This is a genomic window from Streptomyces sp. NPDC057287, assembly GCF_042667905.1.
In the GTDB taxonomy this organism is placed as follows: Bacteria; Actinomycetota; Actinomycetes; order Streptomycetales; family Streptomycetaceae; genus Streptomyces.
On record NZ_JBHUYV010000006.1, the window covers coordinates 83440 to 108391 of the forward strand.

22 protein-coding genes are annotated in these 24952 nt (G+C 73.3%); 12 read left to right on the forward strand and 10 right to left on the reverse strand.

Translation table 11 applies throughout. The features are described 5' to 3' along the window. The first annotated feature begins 18 nt into the window (after window positions 1–18). Window positions 19–387, forward strand: coding sequence for a hypothetical protein (locus ACFUNE_RS13265; protein WP_383565870.1), 369 nt, complete (start codon window positions 19–21; stop codon window positions 385–387). Then, window positions 384–656, forward strand: a complete 273-nt coding sequence (locus tag ACFUNE_RS13270) for a DUF4031 domain-containing protein (RefSeq protein ID WP_365887362.1) — start codon at window positions 384–386, stop codon at window positions 654–656. The genes ACFUNE_RS13265 and ACFUNE_RS13270 overlap by 4 nt, the downstream gene beginning before the upstream one ends. On the opposite strand, the gene ACFUNE_RS13275 is transcribed toward ACFUNE_RS13270, so the two are convergent. The 6 genes from ACFUNE_RS13275 to ACFUNE_RS13300 all read right to left on the reverse strand — a co-directional run bounded on the left by ACFUNE_RS13275 (window position 607) and on the right by ACFUNE_RS13300 (window position 6487). Further along, window positions 607–1863, reverse strand: a complete 1257-nt coding sequence (locus ACFUNE_RS13275; RefSeq protein WP_383566717.1) for a Cmx/CmrA family chloramphenicol efflux MFS transporter — start codon at window positions 1861–1863, stop codon at window positions 607–609. The two genes, ACFUNE_RS13270 and ACFUNE_RS13275, sit on opposite strands and share 50 nt — an antisense overlap. Before the next feature lie 72 nt (window positions 1864–1935). Further along, complete coding sequence (locus tag ACFUNE_RS13280; protein WP_383565872.1) at window positions 1936–2625, reverse strand: hypothetical protein; 690 nt, start codon at window positions 2623–2625, stop codon at window positions 1936–1938. A gap of 68 nt (window positions 2626–2693) precedes the next feature. After that, the gene (locus ACFUNE_RS13285; RefSeq protein WP_383565874.1) at window positions 2694–3734 is read right to left on the reverse strand and encodes a DUF2891 domain-containing protein; all 1041 of its coding nucleotides are present in this window, start codon (window positions 3732–3734) and stop codon (window positions 2694–2696) included. A gap of 90 nt (window positions 3735–3824) precedes the next feature. Further along, entirely contained in the window at window positions 3825–4793 is a 969-nt protein-coding gene (locus ACFUNE_RS13290; protein WP_383565876.1) for a DUF979 domain-containing protein, read from the reverse strand. Next, window positions 4790–5521 (reverse strand): DUF969 domain-containing protein, encoded by a 732-nt coding sequence (locus ACFUNE_RS13295; RefSeq protein ID WP_383565878.1) that lies wholly within the window; start codon window positions 5519–5521, stop codon window positions 4790–4792. The genes ACFUNE_RS13290 and ACFUNE_RS13295 overlap by 4 nt, the downstream gene beginning before the upstream one ends. 240 nt (window positions 5522–5761) lie before the next feature. After that, window positions 5762–6487, reverse strand: a complete 726-nt coding sequence (locus tag ACFUNE_RS13300) for a GntR family transcriptional regulator (RefSeq protein WP_383565880.1) — start codon at window positions 6485–6487, stop codon at window positions 5762–5764. A gap of 168 nt (window positions 6488–6655) precedes the next feature. Between ACFUNE_RS13300 and ACFUNE_RS13305 the strand changes: the two genes are divergently transcribed. The 6 genes from ACFUNE_RS13305 (at window position 6656) to ACFUNE_RS13330 (ending at window position 13879) form a co-directional block, all read left to right on the forward strand. Beyond that, window positions 6656–7405, forward strand: a complete 750-nt coding sequence (locus ACFUNE_RS13305) for a LamB/YcsF family protein (RefSeq protein WP_383566720.1) — start codon at window positions 6656–6658, stop codon at window positions 7403–7405. Beyond that, a complete protein-coding gene (locus ACFUNE_RS13310; RefSeq protein WP_383565882.1) occupies window positions 7402–8037 on the forward strand; it encodes an allophanate hydrolase subunit 1 in 636 nt (211 codons plus the stop codon). The genes ACFUNE_RS13305 and ACFUNE_RS13310 overlap by 4 nt, the downstream gene beginning before the upstream one ends. Then, window positions 8034–8894 carry a biotin-dependent carboxyltransferase family protein gene (locus ACFUNE_RS13315; protein ID WP_383565884.1) on the forward strand — a complete coding sequence of 287 codons (861 nt, stop codon included), beginning with the start codon at window positions 8034–8036 and terminating at the stop codon, window positions 8892–8894. Before ACFUNE_RS13310 ends, ACFUNE_RS13315 begins: the two co-directional genes overlap by 4 nt. A gap of 246 nt (window positions 8895–9140) precedes the next feature. Then, window positions 9141–10550, forward strand: a complete 1410-nt coding sequence (locus ACFUNE_RS13320; protein WP_383565886.1) for a lipase family protein — start codon at window positions 9141–9143, stop codon at window positions 10548–10550. 177 nt (window positions 10551–10727) lie between these two features. Further along, a complete protein-coding gene (locus ACFUNE_RS13325; RefSeq protein ID WP_383565888.1) occupies window positions 10728–11417 on the forward strand; it encodes a copper homeostasis protein CutC in 690 nt (229 codons plus the stop codon). 104 nt (window positions 11418–11521) lie between these two features. Further along, window positions 11522–13879, forward strand: a complete 2358-nt coding sequence (locus ACFUNE_RS13330) for an MMPL family transporter (RefSeq protein WP_383565890.1) — start codon at window positions 11522–11524, stop codon at window positions 13877–13879. 34 nt (window positions 13880–13913) lie between these two features. On the opposite strand, the gene ACFUNE_RS13335 is transcribed toward ACFUNE_RS13330, so the two are convergent. Continuing rightward, window positions 13914–14888, reverse strand: coding sequence for a lytic polysaccharide monooxygenase (locus ACFUNE_RS13335; RefSeq protein WP_383565892.1), 975 nt, complete (start codon window positions 14886–14888; stop codon window positions 13914–13916). A gap of 345 nt (window positions 14889–15233) precedes the next feature. On the opposite strand from ACFUNE_RS13335, the gene ACFUNE_RS13340 reads away from it, so the two are divergent. Beyond that, window positions 15234–15896, forward strand: coding sequence for a GPP34 family phosphoprotein (locus tag ACFUNE_RS13340; protein ID WP_383565894.1), 663 nt, complete (start codon window positions 15234–15236; stop codon window positions 15894–15896). A 67-nt stretch (window positions 15897–15963) separates the two neighbouring features. Here ACFUNE_RS13340 and ACFUNE_RS13345 read toward each other — a convergent pair whose 3' ends face one another. Beyond that, window positions 15964–18021, reverse strand: coding sequence for a HelD family protein (locus ACFUNE_RS13345; protein ID WP_383565896.1), 2058 nt, complete (start codon window positions 18019–18021; stop codon window positions 15964–15966). 359 nt (window positions 18022–18380) lie between these two features. Between ACFUNE_RS13345 and ACFUNE_RS13350 the strand changes: the two genes are divergently transcribed. Further along, complete coding sequence (locus ACFUNE_RS13350; RefSeq protein WP_383565898.1) at window positions 18381–18572, forward strand: hypothetical protein; 192 nt, start codon at window positions 18381–18383, stop codon at window positions 18570–18572. A 29-nt stretch (window positions 18573–18601) separates the two neighbouring features. Here the strand turns inward: ACFUNE_RS13350 and ACFUNE_RS13355 are convergent, their stop codons facing one another. Beyond that, a complete protein-coding gene (locus ACFUNE_RS13355; protein WP_383565900.1) occupies window positions 18602–20245 on the reverse strand; it encodes a DNA repair helicase XPB in 1644 nt (547 codons plus the stop codon). 201 nt (window positions 20246–20446) lie between these two features. Between ACFUNE_RS13355 and ACFUNE_RS13360 the strand changes: the two genes are divergently transcribed. Then, window positions 20447–21232: a uracil-DNA glycosylase gene (locus ACFUNE_RS13360; protein WP_383565902.1), complete on the forward strand. Its 786-nt coding sequence runs from the start codon at window positions 20447–20449 to the stop codon at window positions 21230–21232. 31 nt (window positions 21233–21263) lie between these two features. Here the strand turns inward: ACFUNE_RS13360 and ACFUNE_RS13365 are convergent, their stop codons facing one another. Continuing rightward, window positions 21264–23729 (reverse strand): helicase C-terminal domain-containing protein, encoded by a 2466-nt coding sequence (locus tag ACFUNE_RS13365; RefSeq protein WP_383565904.1) that lies wholly within the window; start codon window positions 23727–23729, stop codon window positions 21264–21266. 64 nt (window positions 23730–23793) lie between these two features. Between ACFUNE_RS13365 and ACFUNE_RS13370 the strand changes: the two genes are divergently transcribed. Beyond that, window positions 23794–24903: a hypothetical protein gene (locus tag ACFUNE_RS13370; RefSeq protein WP_383565906.1), complete on the forward strand. Its 1110-nt coding sequence runs from the start codon at window positions 23794–23796 to the stop codon at window positions 24901–24903. Window positions 24904–24952: the final 49 nt, after the last annotated feature.

Sequence of the window (24952 nt, forward strand, 5' to 3'; positions counted from 1 at the left end):
TGGGGGGACAATGGGGCCATGGAGTTGAACACCCTGGAACAGGAGCTGCACACCGCGCGTGCGCTGGTGATGGCCGACCTCGTCGCGGGCGATGTGGCGGAGGCCGGGATCGTCTCGATGGTCGAGGACGCGATAGTCCACCGGCGGTGGTGGGTCGAACAGTGGCCCGAGGGTGTGGCCTTCGTCACGGGGCTCGTGGCACAGGACGTCCAGGACGCTCTCCTGGAGCAGCACGGGCGCTGGCCGCTGTGTCCGGTGTGCACGGAGGAGGGGCCGCACGCCCTGGACGTCGAGCCGGAGCTCGGGCCCGATCCGCACTGGGTCTGCACCAAGGCGACCGTGTCCGTCGCGCGGGTGGGAGGGCTCGCCGAGGTGCTCGGCCGGTGACCGTCTACATCGACCCGCCGACCTGGCCGGGGCACGGGCGCATGTGGTCGCACCTGGTCAGTGACGTGTCGTTCGAGGAGCTGCACGCCTTCGCCGCGACGATCGGCTGCCCGCCCCGCGCCTTCGAGCGCGACCACTACGACGTGCCCGAGGCGCGTTACGCGGACGCGGTGCGCGCCGGTGCGCGCGAGGTCGGGTCGAAGGAGATCGTGCGCCGGATCACTGACGCGGGACTGAGGCGGCCGAAGGGGCGGCCGGCTCCGGGCTGACGTGCGCCGGGGCGCCTTGCTCAATGACGTGCGCCGGGGCGCCCGCGATCCGCCGGGACGGCGCACCGTCGCGCAGCCGCAGCGAGACCACCACGGCGGCCAGGCCGAGGACCAGCATCGCGGCGCCCGCCCAGGCGGTGGCCCGGAAGCCGAAGTCCGCGTCGATCACCGCACCGCCCAGCCACGGGCCGGTGGTGTTGCCCAGGTTGAAGGCGGCCGTGGTCGTCGCCCCCGCCAGGGTCGGGGCCAGACCCGCGACGTTGAACATCCGGGCGTTGAGCGCCGGAGCCGTGTAGAACGCGGAGAGCCCGAGCAGGAACGCCAGGACGACGACGGCGACCGGGTTGGAGGCGAACAGGGCCAGCGCCACGAGGAAGACCGTGGAGGCGCTGATGCCGCTCAGCAGCACCCCGAAGAGGTGCGCGTCCGCGACCCGGCCGCCGATCGTCGTACCGATCAGCGCACCGGCACCGAAGAGCGCGAGCACCCACGGCACCCAGCCGGAGCTCAGGCCGGCCACGTCCGTCAGCAGCGGCGCGAGGTAGCTGAAGGCGCAGAACACACCACCGGCGGCGAGGGCCGTGATGATGATCGACAGCCAGACCTGGCGGTCCCTGTAGATCGCGATCTCGCGCTTGAGCTGCGGCTTCTCCTCCGGCAGCGGAATGCGCGGGATGCGGGTGACGACGCCGACCAGAGCGACGGCGGACGCGGCGCCCACCGCCCAGAACGCCGAACGCCAGCCGAAGCTCTCCCCGAGGAACGCGCCGAGCGGCACGCCCAGCACGTTGGCGATCGACAGCCCGCCGATCATCACGGCCATGGCCCTGGCCCGCGCGTTCACCGGCACCATCGCGATGGCGACCGCGGCGCCCACCGCCCAGAAACCGGCGCAGGCCAGGGCGCTCATCACCCGCGAGACGAACAGCACCTCGTACGTCGGCGCCAGGGCGCCCGCGATCTGTCCCAGCCCGAAGACCGAGATGAGCGCGATCAGGGTGGTGCGGCGCGGCAGCCGGAGCGTGGCGACGGCCAGCAGCGGGGCGCCTATCACCATGCCGATCGCGAAGGCGGATATGAGGAGTCCGGCCTTCGGTATGGACACGTCCATGTCGTCGGCGATGGGCGGCAGCAGCCCGGACAGCATGAACTCACTGGTGCCGAGGGCGAAGACCGAGAGGCCGAGGATGTAGACGGCCATCGGCATACGGGGACGGCTGGAAGCAGAGTCGGGCATGACAGTGCCCAACAGTGCTTTCGTCCCTGTCATTCCCCTGTCTCAGTGGGTGAGCAGCTCCAGTTCCGTGGTCAGGTTCTGCCGTGCCCTTGATTCCCACTCCGCCGCACCGTGGGGCGTGCGGAACAGCCGGGGCAGTTCGAGCAGCTGCCGCAGCACGGCGGCCCGGCCCTCGGTGAAGGCGTCGTCGGGGACGAAGCCGTACTCCTCGCGCACCTGGGCCGCGTACGCGGCGTACTCCTTGGGAGCGGCCGCGAGGATCGCGAGGTCGGCGTCGCACAGCACCTCGCCGTTGGTGTCGCCGGGCGCCGGGTCGTGCGTGACGGTGAGCCTGACCAGGCGGGCGACCTCGGCCGTCGCCGCGTCGGGGAGGCCCGCCTCCGGCAGGGCGAGCTCGGCCAGGGCGGCGCTGCGCTCCTCGTTCTCGGAGCGGTCGGGGCGGTAGACCGCGTCGTGGAACCAGACGGCGAGCCGCACCAGATCCGGGTCGGCCGCGTGGCCGGCCAGGGTGTCGACGCGGTCCAGGACCTGGGTCAGGTGCGTCGTGGTGTGGTAACGCCGCTGGGGTTCGGCCCAGCGGTCCAGGAGGTTCTCGGCGTAGGGGTCCGGATCGGGCCCGTGGCCCGTACCGCCGCGTGCGGCGAGCAGGGCCTCGCGCCAGCGGCCGTGGAGAGCGCCGCCACTGGAAGGGGATTCGGAGGGGCCGGTCTCGGAGGTGCCGCTGTCGCTCATACGCCGAGGGTAGGACGTGCGCCCCGCGCGCACGGTCCGCGCCCCGGCCCGGGGCGCGGACCCGCCGCTCAGTGGCCGGGCGCCGTGTCCAGGGCCAGGGCGGCGTACGTCGCCAGCCAGTGGTCCGAGGAGAAGTCCCCGGAGGACACCGTCGGCAGGCCGCGCGCGAGATGGGCCTCGGCCGAGGCGAGGAGCGCCGCGCGGGCCGGGCCGTCCGGGAGCGCGCCGGCGATCGTACGGAGGGCGGCCGCCCGGCTCAGGGTGAGACCGAGGAGGTGGCCGATCTGCGGGTCGGCGTGGTCGGAGACCACCGGCGGTTCGAGCAGGGTGGAGTCGGGCGTGGCGGAGACCAGGTCCGGCAGGAACGCGGCGATCCAGGTGCGGAACTCCGCCACCGGCAGCACCCGGCGCATCGCGTCCGCCTCGGCCAGGGCGGGGGAGAGGAAGTCCTGGCCGGAGGGTTCCCAGTGGGCGGGGGCGTCGTGGTCGTCGGCGAACCAGGTCCGCAGCCGGTCCGTCGCCGCGTCGAGGACCGGCGCCGGCAGCCCGGCCGCCCCGCCCGCGTCGAGGATCAGGCCCAGACCGAACGCGCTGTTGTTGTGGACGCCGTGCCGGACCGGGTACGTCGCCTTGGGCAGCCAGGAGCCGAGCAGGTCGCCGACCGCCGCCACACCGGGGGCCAGGGCGTCGGCCCAGCGGTCGCCGTCGGGCGTTCCGAGGGCCCGGCACTCCCCGGCGAGCGCGATCAGCCAGGCCCAGCCGTAGGGGCGCTCGAAGTGCGGCCGGCCGCGCAGGTAGGAGGCCTCGACGGTGATGTTCCCGTGGGTCAGGTGGGTGTCGAGCACCTCGCGGATGCGGGTGGTGAGGGTGGCCGGAAGATCGCCGGTGGCGGAGAAGCGGCGCATGAGGCGGACGAGCAGCCAGTGCATGTGCACCGTGGAGTGCCAGTCGTAGCCCCCGTAGAACGCGGGGTGCAGCGTGCGGGGAGCCACGAGCTCCTCGGGCCCGGCGTAGAGGTGGGCGGGCGCGTTGGGGTATTCGCGTACGACGTTGGCGAGGGCCAGTTCCGCGAAGGGGACGGCGTACGCGGCAGGGAGCGCGGGGGACATCGGGGGGACTCCAGGGGGGTGGGCGAGCGGCTCGGGTCGGGGCCGGATCGGGGCGGAGGTGTCTCGGGCCGGGAGGCGGGGTGTCCCGGGTCAGAAGGCGAAGAGGGCCATGAGCGCGACGTTGCAGACGAGCAGGGCCGCTGCCGTGGGGAGCTGGGCCTTGATCGGGCCGTACTGGTCCTTGAGTTCGAGGAGCGCCGCCGGGACCAGGTTGAAGTTGGCGGCCATCGGCGTGACGAGCGTGCCGCAGAAGCCGCACAGCATGCCGATCGCGAGGACGGCGGGCGCGTTGCCGTGCATCTGCTCGATGAGCACGGGCCAGCCGATCGCGGCGGTCATCACCGGGAAGGCGGCGAAGGCGTTGCCCATGACGATGGTGAACAGCGCCATGCCGCAGCAGTAGACGGCCACGGCCACGAACCTCTGGCCCTCCGGCAGCACCGCCTCACTGATTCTCCCGACCTGCTCGCCGACGCCGGCGGTCTGGAAGATCGAGCCGAGGACGGAGAGCAGCTGAGGCAGGATCAGCGCCCAGCCCATCGATTCGAGCATGTTGCGGCCGGAGTGCAGTGGTACGGAGACCTTCCGCTCGCGCAGGAGCACCATTCCCACGGCGAGCGCGGCGACAGCGCCGACGCCCAGGCCGAGAATGGTCTCGTACCCCGGCTCCAGGACCGGTTCGCCACCGATCTTCCAGTTCTTCACCAGCGTCGCGCAGATCATCGCGACGACGGGGATGGTGAGGGCCGGAAGGAAGAGCTTGTTGCCGAGGCGTGCGGCCGAGGCCGCCCGCTTCTCGCGGGGCGGGGTGTGCGACTCACCCTTGCCGGTGAGACCGAAGCCACCCAGGACGATCAGGACCAGGACGGCGACGCCCAGCGGTTCGGCGGGGAGGGACGTGTCGACGACTCCGGTGGAGTAGAAGAACGCGGCGCCCAGCAGACCCCAGAAGGCGGCGGAGCCGAAGCGCTTCGGGTTGGTGCGGTCCATGGCCATCTGCGCGGCCATGACGAGGAACACCGCGCCGACCAGCCAGAAGAAGTACTCGGACTTGATCACTTGGCGTCCTCCGTACGGATCCCGGCGTGCGCCGCCAGCTCGTTCTCGGCGGCGGTCACGGCGAGTTCGCGCTCCAGCTGCCGGTCCAGGTTGAGCAGGCGGGCCCCGTGGATCAGGAAGGCGCAGATCGCGGAGGGGATCGCCCACAGGGCCAGGTGCAGCGGTTCGAGGTGCTGGTCGTACGTCGAGTTCACGAAGCCGGTGATCAGCAGGATCGATCCGATGGCGATGAAGCAGTCCTCGCCGAAGAACACGCCGATGGTGTCGGCGCCGGACGCGTGCGAGCGGACCTTCTCGCGCAGCTTCTGCGGCAGCGGACGGCCCGCCCTGGCCTCGGCCGCCGCCTCCGCCATCGGGGCGATCAGCGGACGCACGCTCTGCGCGGGACCTCCGATGCTGGTGAGGCCGACGGAGGCGGTGAGCTGCCGGATCAGCAGGTAGAGCGTCAGGAAGCGGCCGGTGGTCAGCTTGCCCAGCTTGCCGATGAGCGTGCGGGCCTGTTCCTGGAGGCCGTAGCGCTCCAGGAGCCCGATGACGGGCAGCGTGATGACGAAGACGGTCACCGAACGGGCGGAGGCGAAGCTGCTGCCGAACGTGGCCAGCACCTCCTGCGGCGAGAGCTTGCCGAGCAGCCCCGTGATGATGCCGGCGGCACCCACCACGAGCAGGGGATTGCGGCGGGTGGCGAATCCGAGGATCACCACGAGCACGCCGAGGAGAACGATCACGCGTCGGCCTTCTTCCGCGCAGGGACGTGGCGGTGCACGGTCCTGATCAGACGGGGGTATTAACGCGAGACCCTAGGGTCTTGTTCAACAATTTAACAAGGGTGTGAGCTACATCGATCGGAATCCGCAGTTCCGCAGGGCGTGACAATAGGCGACTTGTCCTGGTCTCTGAATTTCTATGGGGAAATGCGGGCCCGTCAGGAGTCGGGACACCGCGTGTGGATCATGGAACGATCCTGGCTACCGCTCGGTGAGCCGTTGCGCGTACGCCTCCGCCAGCTGGCGTCGGGAATCCTCCAGGTAGAAGGCGAGCATCCGCTCGGCGCCCGGCGCGTCCCCCTTGGCCAGCCTGTCCGTGATCTCGCGGTTCCGCGTGAGGTAGGGCTCGTGGAAGCGGCGGGGGTCCGCCATCACGTGGAAGGCCAGCCGCAGTTCGGCGAGGACGTTGCGCATCAGCTCGTCGGTGCGGGGGCTGTTGGCGAGGCCGGCCAGCGCCTGGTGGAAGCGGATGTTGGCGGTGGAGCAGCCCGGCCAGTCGTCGTGGAGAGCGGCCTGCTCGCCCGTCGACACCGCCGCCTCGACCGCCGTCAGGTCGAACGGCGGATCGCCCAGGGCCCGCAGGGCCGCGCACTCGACGAGGAGCCGCACCCGGTAGATGTCCACCAGGTCGTCCACGGCCAGGATGCGGACGAAGACGCCCCGGTTGAGCCGGTGCTCCAGGAGGCGTTCGTGCGACAGCAGGCGGAACGCCTCGCGCAGTGTGTTGCGGGATACGGCCAGGGCGCCGCTGATGCTCTCCTCGGACAGGCGGCTGCCCGGCGGGAAGTAGCCCTCGGTGATCCGGTCCCGCAGGACGGCCGCGACCCGCTCGGCCGTACCGGACCGCTCCAGGGAGGCGCTGTGCGTCGCCAGTTCCGAGAGATCCGGGGTGCCGCCGGGCCTTCCGCCGTTCGTCGTCCCCGCCATGCCCCGTCCCCTGCCTGTCGTGCCTGTCCGTGCTCAGTGCTCAGTGCTCAGTGCTCAGTGAACCGTACGAGCGCCCCGGTCCGCAGGCGGGCTCTTGTCAGATCGTTGAACAATCGCTAGCGTGCGCCCGTGACGGATCTGACGAGTGTGACGCGCCCGGCGCGGCCGATGGACCTCAACGCGGACCTGGGCGAAGGGTTCGGACGGTGGACCCTCACCGAGGACGACGCGCTGCTGAACTGTGTCACCAGTGCCAACGTGGCCTGCGGCTTCCACGCGGGCGACGCCTCCGTGATGCGGCGGGTCTGCGACACGGCGGCGGAGCGGGGCGTACGCATCGGGGCGCAGGTCTCCTACCGCGACCTGGCCGGCTTCGGGCGGCGCGCCATGGACGTACCGGCGGACGAGCTGACCGCCGAGATCGCGTACCAGATCGGCGCCCTGCGGGTCTTCGCCGAGGCGGCCGGCTCCACGGTCTCGTACGTGAAACCGCACGGCGCGCTCTACAACCGCGTGGTGCGGGACGAGGAGCAGGCCGCCGCCGTCGTCGCGGGCGTGCTGCTCGCGGGCGGGCGTCCGGCGGTCCTCGGACTGCCCGGCTCGCGACTGCTCGCCCACGCGGAGGCGGCGGGGCTGACCGCCGTCGAGGAGGCCTTCGCCGACCGCGCGTACACCCCGCAGGGCACGCTCGTACCACGGGGCGAGGCCGGTGCCGTGGTGCACGACCCGGACGAGGTCGTACGCCGCAGCGTCGGCATGGCCGTCGACGGGGCCGTGCGCGCTGTCGACGGCAGCCGGATCGCCGTCGCCGCCCGGTCGCTCTGCGTCCACGGCGACACGCCCGGCGCCGCCGCGCTCGCCCGTCGGGTGCGGACGGCGCTGGAGGAAGCCGGCGTCCGCGTACAGGCGTTCGCGTGAGCGGCGTCCGGATCCTGACCGCGGGACCCCGCGCCCTGCTCGTGGAACTCGCCTCCGGCGAGGACGCGGAGGCCTTCCACGCGGAGCTGCTCCGCCGCCGGGCCGCCGGTGAGCTCCCCGCCGTACGCGAGATCGTCCCCGGCGCCCGGACGGTCCTGCTCGACGGGGTGGAGGACCCGGCGCTCGCGGGGCGGCTGCGGGCCTGGACGGTGCCGCCGCTGCGCAGGGGGGCGGGCGAGGCCGTCGAGATACCCGTCGTCTACGACGGCCCGGACCTCGCCGATGTGGCCGAGGCGTGGGGTGTCGCCGTCGACGAGGTGCCCCGCATCCACGCCCGTACGGAATTCCGGGTGGCCTTCTGCGGATTCGCGCCCGGCTTCGGCTATCTGACGGGTCTGCCCGCGCATCTCCACGTGCCACGCCGGGCCACGCCCCGGACCCGGGTGCCGGCCGGGGCGCTGGCCCTCGCCGGGCCGTACACCGGGGTCTATCCGCGCCCGTCGCCCGGCGGCTGGCAGCTCATCGGCCGGATGCCCGAGCCGGGCGCCCTCTGGGACCCGGGACGCGAACCCGCGGCGCTGCTCGGCCCCGGCGCCCGCGTGCGCTTCGTGCCGCCGGAGGTGGCCGGATGAGCCCGGGACTCGAAGTGGTCCGGGCGGGCGCCCTGACCACGGTGCAGGACGAGGGCCGCACCGGCTGGGCCCACCTCGGCGTACCCAGGGCCGGGGCGCTGGACGGCCCCGCCCGGCGGCTCGCCAACCGGCTCGTCGGCAACGCGCCGGACGCGGCGGTGCTGGAGACCACCGTCACCGGCTGCGCGGTCCGGGTGACCGGCACGCGGCCGGTGCTCGCCGTCGTCGGCGGGGCGGGATGCCGGGTCACGGTGGACGGCCGCCCGGTCGCCTGGGGCGCGCCCGTCCGGGTGCCCGGCGGCGCGGTGCTGGAGGCCGGCCCGGCAGTGCACGGGGTGCGCGGCTACCTGGCGTTCGCGGGGGGCCTGGTGCCGGAGCCGGTGCTCGGCAGCCGGTCCGCCGACCTGCTCTCGGGGCTCGGTCCGCCGGTCCTGCGTGACGGCGACGTCCTGCCGCTGGGCCGGCCGGGCGGCGCCCCGTGCGCCGATCCCGTGCCCTGGCCGGGCGCTCCGGCCGAGCTGGTGCTGCCCCTGCGCCGGGGGCCGCGCGACGACTGGTTCACGGATGCGGCCCTGCGCACGCTCACCAGCGCCGCTTACCGGGTCTCGGAGCGGAGCAACCGCATCGGGCTGCGCACGGAGGGCCCCGCGCTGCTGCGCTCCCAGGACGGCGAACTGCCCAGCGAGGGAATGGTGCTGGGCGCCGTCCAGGTCCCGCCGGACGGGCTCCCCGTGGTCTTCCTCAACGACCATCCGACAACGGGGGGTTACCCGGTGGTCGGCGTGGTCGCCGAAGCGGCGCTGGCGGGGGCGGCGCAGGCCGTCCCGGGCACGCCGGTGCGCTTCGTGTGGGCGTGACGGGAACCCGGACGCGGGCATCGGCCAACAGGAGGTGACCGAGCCCGCCACTGCGAGGGAGGGCGCCGGCGCGCCGAGGCCCGGCGGCTGCGGGCGCTGTCGACGAGATCGGTCAACGGCCCTGAAGCGGCTCCGGGCCGGGGAGAGCGCACGTTACCGAAGCGTAACTTACCGGTGAGTTACTTCGGGTAACCCCTCGGTGCTAGCTTGCGCTCACCTTCATCGGAGCAGAGCGAGGAGTGAGCCGTGACCCCGCGCAAGACCACCCGTTCGAGCTCGACCGTGAACGCCCCCCACCTCCTGGAACCCCGTCGGCCGGGACGCCGTGCGGGGCGCCTGCCGGCCGTGGCCGTGGCCGTCGCCGCCTGCCTGGGCGCGGCGGCCGTGCCGGCCTCCGCCTCACCCGCCGCCGGGCCGGAGCCGGTGGTCTCCCGGGGTGTGACCATCCCCGGCTTCTACAACCCGCCGGCGCAGCTGCCCGCCGCCGACGGGTCCCTCGTCCGTACGGAGCCACTGCCTCTCGGGGTGAGTCTCCCCGGCCTCGACGGGCGCCCGATGCCCGGCACCGCGACCCGGCTGATGTACAAGTCCACCGACGCGGGCGGCGGGCCCGTCGCCGTCACCGGCGCGTACATCGAGCCGTCCGCGGCGTGGAAGGGCGGCGGCGCCCGCCCCCTGGTGGCGCTGGCCTCGGGGACCATGGGGCAGGGCGACCAGTGCGCCCCGTCGCTGTCGCTCCAGCACCCGCTGACCATCGGCGAGGGCACGGTGTCCATCGGGTACGACAACATCGCGGTCTACCGCTTCCTCGCCGCCGGTGCGGCCGTCGTCGTCACCGACTACGCCGGACTCGGCACGACCGACCGGCTCCACACCTACGTCAACCGCGTCGACGAGGGCCACGCCCTCCTGGACGCGGCCCGCGCCGCGCGCTCCGTCGCGGGCGCCTCGGTCACCCCCGCCTCGAAGGTGGGCCTCTACGGCTACAGCCAGGGCGGCGGTGCCAGCGCGTCGGCGGCCGAACTGCAGTCCTCGTACGCCCCCGACGTCAATCTCGCGGGCACCTACGCCGGTGCCCCGCCTGCCGACCTCACCGAGGTCATGAAGGGAATCGACGGCAGCGCCCTGGCGGGTGCGCTGGGCTGGTCGATCAACGGCTTCGCCCAGTCCGACCCGTCCCTGAAGGCGGTCGTGGACGCCAACACCAACGACGTCGGCAAGGCCACGCTCAAGGACACCTCCACGATGTGCGTGGGCGACGCGATCCTCGGATACGGCTTCACGAACAGCAGGAAGTGGACCGCCAGCGGCAAGCCGATCGCGGACATCATCGCGGCCGAACCGAAGCTGCAGGCGATCCTCGCCCAGCAGCGCATCGGCAACCTGAAGCCGACAGCTCCGGTCCGCCTGGCCACCGGCGTGCAGGACGACATCGTCGGGCACAAGCAGGCCAGGCAGCTCGCGGTGGACTGGTGCCGCAAGGGGGGCGACGTGACGTACGAGGCGATCCATCTGCCCGACCTCGGCGACAAGCTCCTCACCAACCACCTGGTCCCGCTCCTCACCGACCAGGGCAGTGCCATCTCCTGGCTGACCGACCGGCTCTCCGGGAGGAGGACCGCTTCCAACTGCTGGTCCATGCCGTTCCAGCCCTGACACCCCCCACCCCGTGACCCCCGAGGCCGCGGCGCGTCCGTTCCGCGGATGCCGCCGCGGTCTCGCGTATCTTCACGCATGCGTTCATATGGGGAGCTGCGCCCGGGGTGGCTGACCCGTAGTCTGGTTATTGGACTAGACCTGTAGCCCGTAGCCGCTCCGAAGGAATGGAACACCATGAGCAACCGTGCAGTCCTGGAGGTGATCGCTCTCGACGCGGACGACGCGGTCGCGGCGCAGGAGGGCGGTGCGGACCGCCTCGAACTGGTCACCGACATGGCGGCCGACGGCCTGACGCCCCCGCTCGCGGTCTTCGAGGAGATCCGGGCCGCCGTCGACATCCCGCTGAGGGTCATGCTCAGGGTCGCCGACGGATTCGCGGCCGGTGACATCGGTGTCCTCGTGGACAAGGCCCGCGCGCTGCGCGCCGCCGGCGCCGACGAATTCGTGCTCGGCTTCCTCGACGAGGGCGGGCACGCCGACCTGGTGGCCGTCGAGCGGCTCGTCGCCGAGCTGAACGGCTGCCCGTGGACCTTCCACCGCGCCATCGACCGCGCGGCCGACCGCGACGTACTGCGCAAGCACCTCGCCGACCTGCCGGGACTGGACACCTACCTCACGGCAGGCTCGCCGGGCGGCGTCGACGACGGCATGGAGACGCTGCTCGCCGAAGCGGCTCGCTCGGACCTGCCCGGCTACGAACCGCAGATCATGGTGGGCGGCGGGCTGCGCCTGGAGCACCTGCCGCGCCTGTGCGACGCGGGCATCGAGGCCTTCCACATCGGAGGGGCCGCCCGGCCGCGCGGCTGGGACGGTCCGGTGGACGCCGAAGCGGTACGGGAGTGGCGCACGGCGCTCGACGGCTGACGCGGCCGACGCGTCACCCGTTCCCCCACTCCGGGGTGCCGCGGCGCCGGGACCGGCTTTGAATGCTGAGTGTCCCAGGTGCCCGGCCCAGCCCCGGAGTCCGCATGTCGCATCCGCAGCCCGCCCGCGAACCCGGCACCGCTTCGCGTCGCAAGGGGGCCCTGCACGCGACCGGTGCCTGGTGCGCGCGCCATTTCGTGATCGTCATCGTGCTGTGGCTGGCCGCGCTCGCCGTGCTCCAGGTCCTGCACCACACCTGGGGCGGTGACTACTCGGACGACTTCGCGATCTCCGGGACCCAGTCGCAGGACGGCCTCGACGTGCTCGAGGCGCACGCCCCCTCGGCCGGCGGCTACACCAGCCAGGTGGTCGTGCACGACGCGGACGCGTCGCTCACCGGGCTGAGCAGCCAGATCTCCACGGTCGTCGGCAACCTCCAGAAGCTGCCCGACGTGCTGTCCGTCCAGAACCCGCTGACGGCGCCGAGCAGCACGAGCGGCCCGGACGTGGGGCCCCTCTCCGGCGACGGGAAGACCGCGTACATCACCGTCCGGTTCAGCGTGCAGCCCTCCACCCTGGGCTCGGGCTACCTCGACGGGGTGGACTCGGCTGTGAAGCCGCTGCGGTCGGCGGGTGCCGACGTGGAGTACGGCGGCTCGCTGGGTGAGCTGGCCCGGCCCGCTGCGAACGACCGCGTCAGCGAGGCCATCGGCTTCGGGGTCGCCGTGGTGGTGCTGCTGATCGGCTTCGGCAGTCTCGTGGCGGCCCTGCTGCCGCTGGTCACCGCGCTCATCTGCGTCGTCTGCGGGCTCGCCCTTCTCGGGCTGCTGGCCGCCGCCACGACGTTCGCCACGGTGTCGCCGACGCTGGCCACGATGATCGGGCTCGGCGTCGGCATCGACTACGCCCTCTTCCTGGTCACCCGGCACCGTCAGAACGTCATGGACGGCAAGGACCCGGTCGCCGCCGCCGGCGCGGCCACCGCCACCAGCGGACGGGCCGTGCTGCTGTCCGGGTGCACCGTGATCATCGCCCTCTGCGGACTGTGGGTCTCCGGGATCGACTTCATCGGCAAGCTCGGTCTGGCGGCGGCCGTCACCGTCGTCACGGCGGTGCTCGGGGCGCTGACCCTGGTGCCGGCCGTGCTCGGGCTGATGGGGCGGCAGATCGACCGGATCCACGTCCGGAAGCCGATCGCCGAGGTGGAGACCGGCGGGGAGCCCCGTACGTCGGCGGGGGCCGGGACGGGGCGTCGTTCCGGAGCGGGTGCAGGTGCGGGTGCAGGTGCGGGCGCGGGGGCCGGTGCGGGCGCCGGTGGTCAGGACCGGGCGACGCAGGGCACGTGGCACCGGTACGCGCAGCGGGTGGAGCGCCGGCCGTGGTGGTTCCTGGCCACCGGGGTGGTCGTCCTGGCCGTCCTCGCCTTCCCGGTCTTCTTCATCCAGCTCGGGCACATCGGGGACGGCGCCGACCCCAAGTCCTTCACCGACCGGCGCGCCTACGACCTCATGTCCTCGGCCTTCGGGCCGGGTTCGAACGGCCCGCTGACGCTCGTGATCGACCAGAGCAAGGTCCCGCAGAGCGACCGGTCCGCGCTGGAGAGCCAGGCGGAGCAGGCCCTGGCCAAGGTGCCGGACGCGGCCGTCATCACCCCGCTCACCCCCACCTCGGACGGCGACGTCCTCACGGCCACCGCCTACTCCGTCGCCGCGCCGCAGGACGAGCGGACCACGGAACTGGCGAACCGCCTCGGGGACGACGTCCTGCCCGACGCGGTCTCCGGCAGCGCCGCGGACACCTACGTGACGGGCACGACGGCCGCCCAGATCGACTTCCTGGACATCGTCTCCAGCAGGCTGCCCCTGATCATCGCGGTGGTGGTCGCACTCGCCTTCCTCGTGATCCTGGCCGTGTTCCGCGGGCTGCTCGTCGCGCTCAAGGCGGCCGTGCTCAACGTGCTGTCGATCGCCGCCTCGTACGGGGTCGTGGTCGCCGTCTTCCAGTGGGGCTGGGGCGGACCCGCGCTGGGGGTGTCGGGCGACGTGCCGATCGAGAGCTACGTGCCGATGATGATGTTCGCCATCGTCTTCGGCCTCAGCATGGACTACGAGATCTTCCTGCTGTCCCGGATCCATGAGGCGTGGGTGGCCACCAGGGACCCCAGGGCGAGCGTCGCGCACGCCCTGGAGATCACCGCGCGGGTCATCACCTGCGCCGCCCTGATCATGGTCGCCGTCTTCGCCGCCTTCATCATCAGCGACAACATCGTCGTCAAGATGCTGGGTCTCGGGCTCGCCGCCAGCGTCCTCATCGACGCCACCGTCGTACGGCTGCTGCTGGTGCCCGCCGTGATGACCCTGCTCGGCCGCGCCGCATGGTGGACGCCGGGATGGCTCGACCGGATCCTGCCGCACCTCGACGCGGAAGGGCCCGAGGACAGGGGAGTGGCCCCGGGCCGGTGATCACCGGCCCGGGGCCGCAGGAGGTTCCTCGCGATCAGCTGCTCCGCCCGGCCCGCCGACGGTGGCGCCGGCCCTGGGCCACCGCTCCCGCGGCGAACAACAGGGCGGCCCCCGTCAGGGAGACCGCCGTGGCAGCGGGCAGGTAACCGGCCGACGAGTCTTCGGTGGAGGCCACCAGGCCGGCCTCACCGACCGCGGCCGCGTGTCCGGCGTGCTCCGCATGGGCCGGTGCGGTCAGGGTCCCGGACTGCTCCGCGACCGCCGCCGGCTTCCGGCTGTCGTCCGTTCCGGTGACCTCGCCGTTCCCGCCGTCGAAGACGACGTCGGAGCAGGAGTAGAAGTTCTCCTGGCTGTCCGAGCGGATCCAGTGGATGAAGAGCATGTGCTTGCCGGTCCTGCCCTGCGGGAGCTGGAGGTTCCAGTAGTAGTTGCCTCCGTCCGAACCCGCACCGCCCGCCTGCGGAGGGTTGTCCACGGTCTGGGTGAGCGTCAGGTCGTCCCATGCCAGGGGCTGGTCCGGCGTCCAGCCGGCCTTGGTGATGTAGACGTTGAACTTGCCCGGGTGGGCCGCCCAGTTGCTGTACTTCACCTGGGTGGTGGAGCCGGCGGTGAGGTGCGTCGTCGGCCAGTCGCTGCGGGCCGCGTTGTACGCGGAGAAGTTGTACGGACCCTTGTGGCCGCCGCTGCAGAGCTCGCCGTCGGGGATGTACCCCGAGGTCCGCCCGCCACCGTTGGAGTCGAGGACGCCGAACCAGTTGTAGAGCGGTGTGGTGCCTGTCTGCGCGACCGCGGCGGCACAGGCCGGGTTGGACGGGGTCTGGTTCCCGCTCGCGATCATGTCCTTGTAGCACAGGTAGCTGCGTGAGCCCGGCTCCATGGCGACACCGTGGGCGGACGCGGGCGTGGGCAGACCGGCCAGGGTGAGGGCCAGCAGGCCCGCTCCCAGGAGGCTCAGCGTGCGAGGGGCGTGTGTCCGGGCCTTTAATCGGACGATGTTCCGCATGGTCATGAGGTTGATCTCCTTCGGGATTCTCCGAGTGGGGCAGATGACCCTGGTGACCCGCTCGCGTGCGTGGCGCCGCCGGTGGTCGCCGGTTCGGCCGTCCCGGAACCGGTGGCGTCCCTGTCCTCGGGGCGTGCGGGTGGGGGGAGAGGTGCGGGGAAGGGTGCGGGGAGTGATGCGTGGGAGCGCTCCCAAAAACGTAGCGCGCGGCGGATGGTCTGTAAACGCTTTCCACGTCGACGGGCACAACTTCCCCTTGGGGCACGGGACTCACCGCCGGTGGCGTCGACGGGAACCGATCGCCGCTCCCGTTCGTCACTAAGAGTAAGCAGACGAGCGGGGAGTGGAGCCATGTCGGTCACGCTGGGCGAAGAGATCATGCTGCTGTCACTGGACGACGAGTCCGGGGCGGCCAAGGACCGGGAGGCCGCCGGCTGGGCGGTCGCGGGCGGGATCGTGCTGGAGCTCGTCCTGGCGGGGCGGCTCACCGTGGGCGGGGGACGGCTGGTGGTGGCCGACCGGACGCCCACAGGCGTCGGCCTCCTCGACGAGCGGCTCGGACTGATCGACGCCTGGGCCGCGAAGAAGAGCAGCGCGCCCAAGGTGACGGACTGGCTCACGAGGGACCACGGCAAGGCGGTCGGGGCCACGATCGACAGCCTGCGCGCCCGGGGGCTCGTGAGCGAGGAGCAGCACAAGGTGCTGGGCCTCTTCCCGGTGCGGCGCTACCCCGAGGCGGACGGCGTCCCCGAGCGTGAGCTGCGCGAACGCCTGGCGTCGGTGGTGCTGCGCGGCGCGGACCCGGACGAGCGCACGGCCGGTCTCATAGCCCTGATCCACGCCGCGAAGCTGCACCGACTCGCGTTTCCCGAGGCGCGGGCCCGTGAGGTGACGCCGCGGATGGAGAAGATCGCGGACGGCCAGTGGGCGGGCGATGACGTCCGCACGGCGATCCGCACCATGCAGGCGGCGATGGTGGCCGTCACCGTCGTGACCACGGTGACGGTGATCTGACGGGACCCGGGCGTTCGGGTGTCCGCCCCGGCCCGGGCACCCGGACGGCCACCCCCGCCGCCCCCGGCTACCCCAGCAGTTCCGGCAGCGGCGCCGCGTGCAGGACCACGAGGCCCGAGACGGCGCGGGTCAGGGCGACGTACAGGCGGCGCAGGCCCGTGCGTTCGTCGGGTTCGCCGTCGACCACGGCCGCGGGTTCGTCGAGCACGACGTAGTCGTACTCCAGACCCTTCGCGAGGGAGGCCGGGACCAGGGTCAGCCGGGATTCGGCCGTCGTCTCCTCACCGGGGGAGAGGATGCTGTGGCCCGCGTCCGCGAGGGCGGCCGACAGGGCCGGAATGCGGGCGTCCGCGGCGATCAGGCCGATCGAGCCCTCCTGGCGCAGCGACTCCTCGCACGCCGCGACCACCGCTGCGTCCAGCCCGTCCGCCGCCACCTCGCGTACCGCCAGGGAGCCGGGTGTCTCACGCACCGACTCCACGGGGGCGAGTCCTGGCGAGATCGAGGGGAGCAGCCGGGAGGCGTACGCGATCACCTCGCGCGGCACGCGGAAGCCCGCCGTCAGCTCCTCCACGACCGCGTCCGCCTTGCCCAGGTGGAACAACGCCTGCTCCCAGCTCCGCGTCGACCACGGGGTCGTCCCCTGGGCGAGGTCGCCGAGCACGGTCGCCGAACCGGTCGAGCAGCGCCGGCCCACCGCGCGGTACTGCATCGGGGACAGGTCCTGGGCCTCGTCGATGACGACATGGCCCAGTGAGTGGGTGCGGGCCACCAGGTCGGCCGCCTCGTCGATCAGGACCGCGTCCGCCGCCGTCCACTTCGCCGACTTCACGCTGCGCGCGGGCCTGGCCATCAGGATCTGCTTCTGCTCGTCGCCGGTGAGGACCCCCTCCGCGTGCGCGGCCAGGAAGTCCGCGTCCGTGAGGAGCCGCAGCACCAGCTTCGACGGCTCCACCGCCGGCCAGACCGCCTTCACCGCGGCCTTCACCGCCGGATTGCGCGCCACAGCGTTCTGCACCCGGTCGTCGGGGGCCTCGCCCGCCTCCTCCATCCGGACGAGGACCGCGTGCGCGATGCGCTGCGGGAGCGCCTCGTGGGCCGCCCCGTACCGCATGTCACGGGCCAGCAACTCGCCGACCATCTCCTCGACTTCGTGAGCCGGGACCCGCCAGCGGCGGGAGCCGCGCACCACCACGACCGGCTCGGCAGGGGGCGTCACGTGCGAGCGGACAGCCCGCCGCAGGACCTCCGCCATCCGGGCGTCGCCCTTGACCACCGCGGCGGCCGACTCGTCGGTGCCGCTCACCTCGACGCGCGCCGACACCAGGTCCTCGACGGTGGCCTGCTGCACCTCCAGCTCACCGAGCGCGGGCAGGACCTGCTCGATGTAGTGGAGGAACGACCGGTTCGGGCCGATGACGAGGGTGCCGGTGCGGGCGAGGCGGTCGCGGTGCGCGTACAGGAGGTAGGCGACACGGTGCAGGCCGACGGCCGTCTTCCCGGTGCCGGGGCCTCCCTGGACGCAGACCGTGCCGCCCAGGCCGCTGCGGACGATCTCGTCCTGCTCCGGCTGGATCGTCGCGACGATGTCACGCATCGGCCCCACGCGGGGCCGCTCGATCTCCGCCTGGAGGAGCTTGCTGGTCTGTTCGGTCTCCGCCGGGTCGGTGAGGTGCTCGTCCTCGTACGCGGTCAGCTCGCCACCGGTGTAGCCGAAGCGGCGGCGCCGGTCGACGTCCAGCGGGTTGTTCCTGGAGGCCTGGTAGAAGGGCTGCGAGACCGGTGCGCGCCAGTCGATGACCATCGGATCGCCGTGGGCGTCGTGGACATGGCGGCGCCCGATGTAGAAACGCTCTCCCTCCGTGCCCTCCGCCTTCTCGGCGCCGACCACGTGCAGGTAGTCGAGGCGGCCGAAGAACAGCGGGGTGTGGGAGAGGTCGGCGAGCGCCTTGATGCGGTCGTCGATCTGGGCCTGCAGCACGGCGGCGTTGACCCAGTTCGCGGTGACATCGCGGATGTCGAGCGCCTGCACGTCCTCGCGCATGGCGCGCAGCGCGGCACGGGACGCGGCGAGATGCGTCCGCTCCCTGACCAGTGGATTGCTTGACTCTTCGTGCGCGGGCACGGTGTTGCCTCCGGCTTTTCGACGCAGGACGGCGGACAGGGCTCACCGCCCGGTCCGCTCGGGGACGTTCACACGCAGATGCGCACGCGTGGGCGCGTGCGGCAGTGTCGGCCGGTTTCCGTCCGGTCGGCGGCGCTCCCCCGGCTGCCGGCCGCTCGAAGGGCGGGCCGGTACCACGGTGCGGGAGGCGGGCAGACCGGCGATTGTAGCGATCGCCGATCCCCGGGGCGAACTAATTGGCGCGGCGCCGTGTCCGTCCCGTAGGGGACGGCGTGCGACCTCCGGCCTACCCGTGCCCGCCCACGCTTCGGCCCGCAGGCCGATGCCGGGGCGCGGGCAGCCGGAGCACCATGGAATACATGAGCAGCGTTCATCTGAATCCGGACAGGACCGGCCCCGCGCACGGCGCGACCGCGGCGACCGGTCACCCACGAAGCCACCGCATGGGAAACGCGGTGCGCGCCGTTTCCGTGTTCGCGCGCACCGCGTTCGGTGTGGCCGTGCTCGGCGAGTACGCGGAGGAGGCGGGTGTCGTCCGCCGCCACCGCTGAACCCGGCAGCCCTTGCCCGAAGCCCTTCCTCAGCTCTCCGTCAGCAGCTCGTCCGCGTCGACGATCCGGTAGGCGTACCCCTGCTCGGCCAGGAACCGCTGGCGGTGTGCCGCGAAGTCCTGGTCGATCGTGTCGCGGGCGACCACCGAGTAGAAGCGGGCCTCGTGCCCGTCGGCCTTCGGCCGCAGCACCCGGCCGAGCCGCTGTGCCTCCTCCTGGCGCGATCCGAACGTCCCCGACACCTGGATGGCGACCGTCGCCTCCGGCAGGTCGATCGAGAAGTTCGCGACCTTCGACACGACCAGCACGTTGATCTCGCCCTGCCGGAACGCCTCGAACAGCTTCTCGCGCTGAGCGTTGCTCGTCTCGCCCTTGATCACCGGGGCGTCCAGGTGCTCGCCGAGCTCGTCCAGCTGGTCGATGTACTGCCCGATGACCAGGGTCTGCTCGCCCCGGTGCTTGCGCACGAGCGCCTCGGTGACCTTCCGCTTCGTCGCGGTCGTCGCGCAGAACCGGTACTTCTCCTCGGCCTCGGCCGTCGCGTAGGCGAGGCGCTCCGAGTCCGTGAGGTTCACACGGACCTCGACGCAGTCGGCGGGCGCGATGTAGCCCTGCGCCTCGATCTCCTTCCACGGGGCGTCGAACCGCTTGGGCCCGATGAGCGAGAAGACGTCCGACTCGCGGCCGTCCTCACGCACCAGCGTCGCCGTGAGCCCGAGGCGCCGGCGGGCCTGGAGGTCGGCGGTGAACTTGAAGACGGGCGCGGGCAGCAGGTGCACCTCGTCGTAGATCACGAGACCCCAGTCGCGGGAGTCGAAGAGCTCCAGGTGCGGGTAGATCCCCTTACGGCGGGTGGTCAGCACCTGGTACGTGGCGATGGTGACCGGCCGGATCTCCTTGCGCGTACCGCTGTACTCGCCGATCTCCTCCTCGGTCAGCGAGGTCCGCTTCACCAGCTCGTGCTTCCACTGCCGTGCGGAGACGGTGTTGGTGACCAGGATCAGCGTGGTCGCCTTGGCCTCGGCCATCGCACCGGCCCCGACCAGCGTCTTGCCCGCGCCGCAGGGGAGCACCACGACGCCGGAGCCGCCGTGCCAGAAGCCGTCGACGGCCTGCCTCTGGTACGGGCGCAGCGCCCAGCCGTCCTGGTCGAGCTCGATCGGGTGCGCCTCGCCGTCGACGTAGCCCGCGAGGTCCTCGGCGGGCCAGCCCAGCTTGAGCAGTGTCTGCTTGATCTGCCCGCGCTCGGACGGGTGCACGGCCACGGTGTCCGGGTCGAGGCGCGCCCCGACCAGCGGCTGGACCTTCTTCGAGCGGAGGATCTCCTCCAGCACCGGCCGGTCGTTGGAGGTCAGCACCAGTCCGTGGACGGGGTGCTTGGACAGGGTGAGGCGGCCGTACCGCGCCATCGTCTCGGCGATGTCGACGAGGAGCGCGTGCGGCACGGGGTAGCGCGAGTACTCCACGAGCGCGTCGACGACCTGCTCGGCGTCGTGCCCCGCGGCGCGGGCGTTCCACAGGCCGAGCGGGGTCACGCGGTAGGTGTGGATGTGCTCGGGGGCACGCTCCAGCTCGGCGAAGGGCGCGATGACACGACGGCAGGCCTCGGCCTGTTCGTGGTCGACTTCGAGGAGCAGCGTCTTGTCGCTCTGGACGATGAGGGGTCCGGTCACGCGCGTCGGCCCTTTCCGGCGTGGGGTGGCCGCCCGGGTGCGAACGGCCAAACGTCCAGTGTGCCGCATCGGCCGCGAACGGGCGGCGCGCGTGCGTGCCGGAGTGGGCGCCGAGGCTCCGCCCGGCGGGGCGAGGGGCGCGTCCGGGTCCGCCCGGCGGCCCTGCCGCGCCCGCGGGGGCCGGGCCCGTAGCGTGGAGGGATGGACGGAGCCGAAGCGGCGGAACCCGTGCCCGGACCCGGTGACCCGGGATTCCCGGCGCACCACGCGCCGCGGTGCGCCGGGCTGGGCGAGCTGGACGCGCTCGTCGCGCGGTGCCGGGCCTGTCCCCGGCTGGTGGCCTGGCGCGAGGAGGTCGCCGAGGTCAGGCGCGCGGCCTTCGAGGACGAGGACTACTGGGCGCGGCCCGTCCCCGGTTTCGGTCCCCCGGACGCCGCGGTGGCGGTCGTCGGGCTCGCGCCCGCCGCGCACGGGGGCAACAGGACCGGCCGGATGTTCACCGGCGACGCCGCCGGCGACTTCCTCTTCGAGGCGCTGCACACCGTGGGCCTGGCCTCGCAGCCCACATCGGTGCACGCCGGGGACGGGCTCGCCCTGCGCGGCGTACGGCTCACCTCACCCGTGCACTGCGCGCCCCCGGCGAACAAGCCCACCCCGGAGGAACGCGACACCTGCCGCTCCTGGCTGGCCGCCGAGCTGGACCTGCTGAGCCCGGGACTGCGCGCGGTGGTGGTCCTCGGCGGGTTCGGCTGGCAGGCGCTGCTCCCGGTGCTCGCCGAGGCGGGGTGGCGGGTGCCGCGCCCGCGCCCCGCCTTCGGCCACGGCGCGCACGTCGTCCTGCCCGCCACGGAGCGCAGGCGGGAACTGCACCTGCTGGGCAGCTACCACCCGAGTCAGCGCAACACGTTCACCGGCCGGCTCACCATGCCCATGCTCGTCGAGGTGCTGCGCGAGGCGGCCGCCGCCGGCGGGCTTCCGGCCGCCTGAGCCGCCTGATCCGCCTGAGCCGCCTGATCCGTCAGGGCGTCTGCTCGTCGGCGAGCTCCGCGACGCCCGTGATGCGGTGCAGCGGATACGTCCGGACCTCGTCCGCCGTGTGGTCGTACGCCGTCACGAAGCCGCCCTCGACCTTGACCGGTGCGATGACCCGCTGGCTGGCGGCGCCGTCGGCGTTGACGTAGCCGATCCAGACCGCGGAGCCGGTCATCGCGGCAGCCTGCACCGTGGCCAGGGTCTCGGCGGGGGTCGTGCGGGGGAGGGAGCCCGCCGCCGCCGTGTCCGGGGCGTCCTTGTGGACGGCTCGTGCAGCCGTGTCGCCGGCCCTGACGGCCCGGACGGCGGCGCCGAGCAGGGTGGCGTCCGGGACCGGCGGGCCCTCGGGGACGGGCGTGGGCGGCGTACGCGGCGGGGTGCGGCGGGCACCGGCGCGGGTGATCAGGACGTCGCCCTCGGCGGATTCGGCGGCCGGGGCGTACCCCATCTCGCGCAGCCCTTCGAGGAGGGACCCGGGGTCGGCCTGCGTGGCCAGGACGGTCGGGGCGAGCCGGCGCAGCCGCAGGGCGGCCGAGCGCTTGTCGGCCAGGATCTCGTTGAGCACGGCCTCGTCGTCGCAGCGTACGTACGCGGAGGCGGCGCCGATCCGCAGGTGGCCGTGGCGGCGCGCCACGTCGTCGATGAGGTAGCTCAGCGGCTGCGGCACCGGCGTACGGCTGTGGGTGGCCAGGAAGGCGTGCAGGTCGGTCGCGGCCTGTCCGGCGTCGAGCGCGCGGCGTACGGAGCCGGGGGTGAAGCGGTAGACCGTCGCACCGCCCTTGGACTCGACGTCGGCGAGCACCGACAGCATCTCGGCGAGCGGGCGTTCCAGCGGTCCGGGTGCGACGGCGGTCAGGTCGGCCTGGAGCAGGACGTGGTCGAGGGGCTCCGGGATCAGGGGGGCGAGGAGGGCGGCCGCGTCGTCGGGGCCCCGGTCGAGCAGGGCGCGGGCCTGGGAGGACAGGGCCCCGCGGCCGGTGATGCCGATCATCTCCGCGTCGTTGACCGTCCACAGGGCGATCCGGGAGCGCAGGTCGGAGACGTCGCCCTGCGCCGCCGGTCCGCTCGTCCCCGTCGTGCGCAGCGGGCGTTCCCAGCGGAGCCGGGCGAGCAGGGTCTGCGGGTCGGGCGCGGTGCCCGGCGGGAGCGAGGCGAACAGGGCGAGGACCCGGTGGCGCACCTCGGGCGCGGCCGAGCGGTCCAGGTCGGGGCCGAGCGCGGACAGCGCCCGGCCCTTGGCGTCCTGGCCGCCGATGAGGCCCGCGGTGCGGGTGGCGGCGAGCCAGGCGGTGGCGAGGTGGGTCCAGCGGTCCTGGGCGGGGAGGTCCCGCCACTCGTCGGACGCCGGGGTCGGCGCGTACCGCTCGTCGGTCTCGCCGTCGGAGGCCAGCAGGCCCGCCGCGTAGGCGAGTTCGATCCAGAAGGCGGCGACGGGCTCGGACACGTCGAGCGCGCCGGCGGCCCGCTTCAGCTCGCGGACGCTCAGGCCGCCCGCACGGAGGATGGCCGGGCCGCCGTTGTTCCACAGCTTCAGAAGCTCCTCGACGGTGGACAGGGCCATGAAGCCCTGCCCCGCCGCGGCTCTGTCCACAGCCTGGGGATCACGCTCGGCCGCGGACACGACCGGCGGCGGCACCGGCTCGGGCACGCGATGGGCGCGGCCGGCCCGCAGATGCAGCGCCGCCTCACGCGGCAGGACGACGGTGCGCGTCGACACGGGCAGCAGCAGTCCGCGGTCGCGCAGCCATTGCACGGGCGGGGTGGGATTGGGGGTGACCTCCCCGTAGGGCGGGCCCCAGACCAGCCGGTCGAGCACGGACAGCGCCTCGACCGGGGCGGTGTCCAGCAGCTCCGCCATCCTGGTCCGGTCGGTGAAGAGCCCGGCCAGCGCGGTGACGGCTGACACCGGGTCATGCGTGGCGGGCAGCCCGGCGGCGGTGAGGATCTCCTGAAGCCTGCCCGGCGACATCCCGGCCGTGGCCTCGGCGACGGTCGGGCCGAGGCCCGTGGGGGACGGGTGCTGGGGCGACGGGGCGAGCAGCTCGCGTGCGGTGCGCACGAGGTGCAGCCGGGTGTCCTCGCCCCAGACCAGGGCCTGTTCGCGCAGGGTCGCCAGGGCGCCGGGCAGGGCCGCGGTGATCGCCGCGCCCGCGTCGTCGCGCCCGTCGCCGTCGTCCTGCCCGTCGCCGGTGAGGAGGGCGAGCAGCGTGTCGTAGGGGGCGGGGTCCGGCGCGACCGCCAGCGCCTCCGCGGTCTGCAGGGCGAAGCGGTCGAGGTGTTCCAGCGCACGGACGACGGAGGCCCGGGTGCCGGCCCGCGTCGCCAGCTGCGTGATGTCGTTCGGCACGGGGCTGAGCAGGTCGGGGCGGGCGCGCAGCAGCCCTGCCAGCGATTCGTCGCCCCGGGCGCGCAGGGCTTCGGCGAGCGTGCGCGGTGGTGTGGTCGTCCCCATCCGTCCCACGGTAGCCCCTGGAACGCTACCGTCGGGGCAGGGCGGGTGGAGGGAGAACCATCGCGTGGGGATCGAGAGCGACCAGCTTGTCTACGACTACCTCAGCCGGGTCGGTGACCTGGCGCAGCGGCAACAGCTGTCCTCGGGCGCCCGGATGAGGCTCGTCGCGACACTGCGGGGCGAGATCGACCGGCAGCGCGGCACGGACGGATCCGACTCTCCGGCGGTGGTCCGGCGCATCCTCGGCCGTCTCGGGGCGCCGGGTGAACTCGTCGCCGCCGCGGCGGAGTCGGGCGGCGGAGAGGTGTCGCTGCCCTCGCCCCGACCGGATGCGGCCACGGGTGCCGACAGCTCGCGTGCGGTGCCCCGGGCGCGCCGGGGTCTGCTCCGGAAAGACGCGTCGCGCAAGGGCGCGTCGCCGGAGGCCGAGGCGGCCGGACGCGCGGATCCGGCTCCCGGGGAGCCTGCCGCGTACTGGCCCTCGGCGTCCGCGCCGCACATGGCGGGGCTGGGCCAGGAGCCGCCGGAGGGCGAGCCCGAGTGGTGGCGGATCGAGCCCGCGCCCTTCGGCGAGGCCGCGCGGGGCGGGCCGGGGACGGTGGGTGCCGGTACTGCCGTGCCCGGCTTCGTGGGCGGGCTGGAGAGCCCGGAGCTGTTCGGCATGCCGAGCGCGCCGAGGACTCCGGCACCGCGCGCGCCGGCCGAGGCGGAGGGAGCCGCGCCGAAGGCGGACGAGAAGGAGGCCCCGGCACCGCCGCCGGGGCCCCGGATGCGGCTCCGGCTGCGGCGTCCCAGGAAGGCCGTCGCCGTGGACGCCGAGGCCGGCGCGCGGCCGCGGTTCTCCAGTCCGCTGCTGCTGCTGGCCGCGGCGCTGCTCGTGGCCGGTGCCGTGCTCGGGTCGTGGCTGGCACTCGCGGGCGGCTGGCTGCTGGCGTACAGCTCGCGCAGGTTCTCGCGGGCGGAGGCGAAGTGGGTCGCGCTGGGGCTGCCGGGCGTGGTCGTCGCCGGTGCCTTCGTCTGGCTGTGGGGCCGCATGGAAGGCCGCTGGGGCGAGCCGCTCGCCGAGGGTGCGATGGGGGACGCCATGACGGACGTGTGGCCGGTGGTGGTGCGGGTCGCGGCGGTGGTGTCGGCGCTGTATCTGGTGTGGCGCTCCCGCAGGCTGACGGGCTGACGGGTGTCGCGCGCAGGATGTGCGGAAGATGAGTGTACGACCGTACGCC